Genomic DNA, 2,500 nt, shown 5'->3' with positions numbered 1-2,500 from the left:
GATCTAGCCATGTGCAGGATGAAGGTACGGTAACACGTACTGGAGGTCCGAACCGACACCCGTTGAAAAGGGTCCGGATGACGTGTGGCTAGGGGTGAAAGGCCAATCAAACTCGGAGATAGCTGGTTCTCCGCGAAAGCTATTTAGGTAGCGCCTCGGACGAATACCTACGGGGGTAGAGCACTGGATGGGTGATGGGGTCCCACAGACTTACTGAGCCTAACCAAACTCCGAATACCGTAGAGTACTATCCGGGAGACACACGGCGGGTGCTAACGTCCGTCGTGAAGAGGGAAACAACCCTGACCAACAGCTAAGGCCCCCAATTCGTGGCTAAGTGGGAAAGCATGTGGGATTTCCAAAACAACCAGGAGGTTGGCTTAGAAGCAGCCATCCTTTAAAGATAGCGTAACAGCTCACTGGTCTAGCTAAGAGATCCTGCGGCGAAGATGTAACGGGGCTCAAGCCACGAGCCGAAGCTTTGGATGCACAGTGATGTGCGTGGTAGCGGAGCGTTCTGTGATATAGAACGCTGCCTCCTTCATCCCTTCGGGGAGATTGGAGGCAATGTTCTGACTGTGAAGCCGGGCTGTAAGGCAACCGGTGGAGTGATCAGAAGTGAGAATGTTGACATGAGTAGCGACAAAGAGGGTGAGAGACCCTCTCGCCGAAAGTCCAAGGGTTCCTGCTTAAAGCTAATCTGAGCAGGGTAAGCCGGCCCCTAAGGCGAGGCCGAAAGGCGTAGTCGATGGGAACCAGGTTAATATTCCTGGGCCAGGAGGATGTGACGGATCTCGAGGGTAGTTCGTTCTTATCGGATTGAGCGGGCTGCTTAGAGGTCCCTGGAAATAACCCTCCATGAGACCGTACCCGAAACCGACACAGGTGGACTGGTAGAGTATACCAAGGCGCTTGAGAGAACCACGTTTAAGGAACTCGGCAAAATGCCTCCGTAAGTTCGCGAGAAGGAGGCCCCATTCGCAGGCAACTGTGGGTGGGGGGCACAAACTAGGGGGTGGCGACTGTTTACTTAAAACACAGGGCTGTGCGAAGTCGTAAGACGACGTATACAGTCTGACGCCTGCCCGGTGCTGGAAGGTTAAAAGGAGGGGTGCAAGCTCCGAATTGAAGCCCCAGTAAACGGCGGCCGTAACTATAACGGTCCTAAGGTAGCGAAATTCCTTGTCGGGTAAGTTCCGACCTGCACGAATGGCGTAACGATCTCCCCGCTGTCTCAAACGTGGACTCAGCGAAATTGAACTGTGTGTCAAGATGCACACTACCCGCGGTTAGACGGAAAGACCCCATGAACCTTTACTCTAGCTTTGCACTGGCATCAGGATTGTGATGTGCAGGATAGGTGGTGGGCTTTGAAGCGGGGACGCCAGTTCCCGTGGAGCCTCCCTTGAGATACCACCCTTCGCACTCTTGATGTCTAACCGCGGCCCGTTATCCGGGTCCGGGACCCTGCATGGTGGGGAGTTTGACTGGGGCGGTCGCCTCCCAAAGTGTAACGGAGGCGCGCGAAGGTTGGCTCAGACCGGTCGGAAATCGGTCGTTGAGTGCAATGGCAGAAGCCAGCCTGACTGCAAGACTGACAAGTCGAGCAGAGACGAAAGTCGGCCATAGTGATCCGGTGGTCCCAAGTGGGAGGGCCATCGCTCAACGGATAAAAGGTACTCTGGGGATAACAGGCTGATGATGCCCAAGAGTCCATATCGACGGCATCGTTTGGCACCTCGATGTCGGCTCATCTCATCCTGGGGCTGGAGCAGGTCCCAAGGGTATGGCTGTTCGCCATTTAAAGAGGTACGTGAGCTGGGTTTAGAACGTCGTGAGACAGTTCGGTCCCTATCTGCCGTGGGTGTAGGATACTTGAGAAGAGTTGCCCCTAGTACGAGAGGACCGGGGTGAACGCTCCACTGGTGGACCAGTTGTCGTGCCAACGGCAGTGCTGGGTAGCTATGAGCGGACAGGATAAACGCTGAAGGCATCTAAGCGTGAAGCCCCCTTCAAAACTAGGTATCCCTTGAGGGCCGTGGAAGACCACCACGTCGATAGGCCGGAGATGTAAGCGCAGCAATGCGTTCAGTTGACCGGTACTAATTGCCCGATTGGCTTGATTTGATCCAGTAGCAGCAAGGCTCAAAGCAAAAGCACGCATAAATACTGACTTGGACAACGCTTCTTCCTCGGTTTGGTGGTCATAGCGCCGGCTAAACACCCGATCCCATCCCGAACTCGGCCGTTAAGGGCTGACACGCCAATGGTACTGCGTCTCAAGACGTGGGAGAGTAGGTCACCGCCAAACCTAGAAAGAAGCGACAAACAAAGTTCTCTCTAAACGATGAAAATCCCCGATCGCATCACAATGCCCTCGGGGCCAAAGCGGATCATTGCACCGCGCAAAAACGCAATACTCTCGCGGGGTGGAGCAGCCCGGTAGCTCGTCAGGCTCATAACCTGAAGGTCGTAGGTTCAAATCCTACCCCCGCAACCA

Annotated in this window: 1 tRNA gene and 2 rRNA genes (1 of these 3 cut by a window edge); all 3 read left to right on the top strand. The window is 54.8% G+C overall.

From position 1 onward, the window contains the following. A 23S ribosomal RNA gene (locus KTQ37_RS16425) occupies positions 1-2,127 on the top strand; it begins 702 nt to the left of the window's first position. Between the two features lie 69 nt (positions 2,128-2,196). After that, positions 2,197-2,311, top strand: a 5S ribosomal RNA gene (rrf, locus tag KTQ37_RS16420). Between the two features lie 112 nt (positions 2,312-2,423). Beyond that, positions 2,424-2,500, top strand: a tRNA-Met gene (locus KTQ37_RS16415).

The organism is Sedimentimonas flavescens, assembly GCF_019264375.1.
GTDB classification, from domain to species: Bacteria; Pseudomonadota; Alphaproteobacteria; order Rhodobacterales; family Rhodobacteraceae; genus Rhodobacter; species Rhodobacter flavescens.
This window is presented reverse-complemented; position numbering and strand designations above follow the sequence as displayed.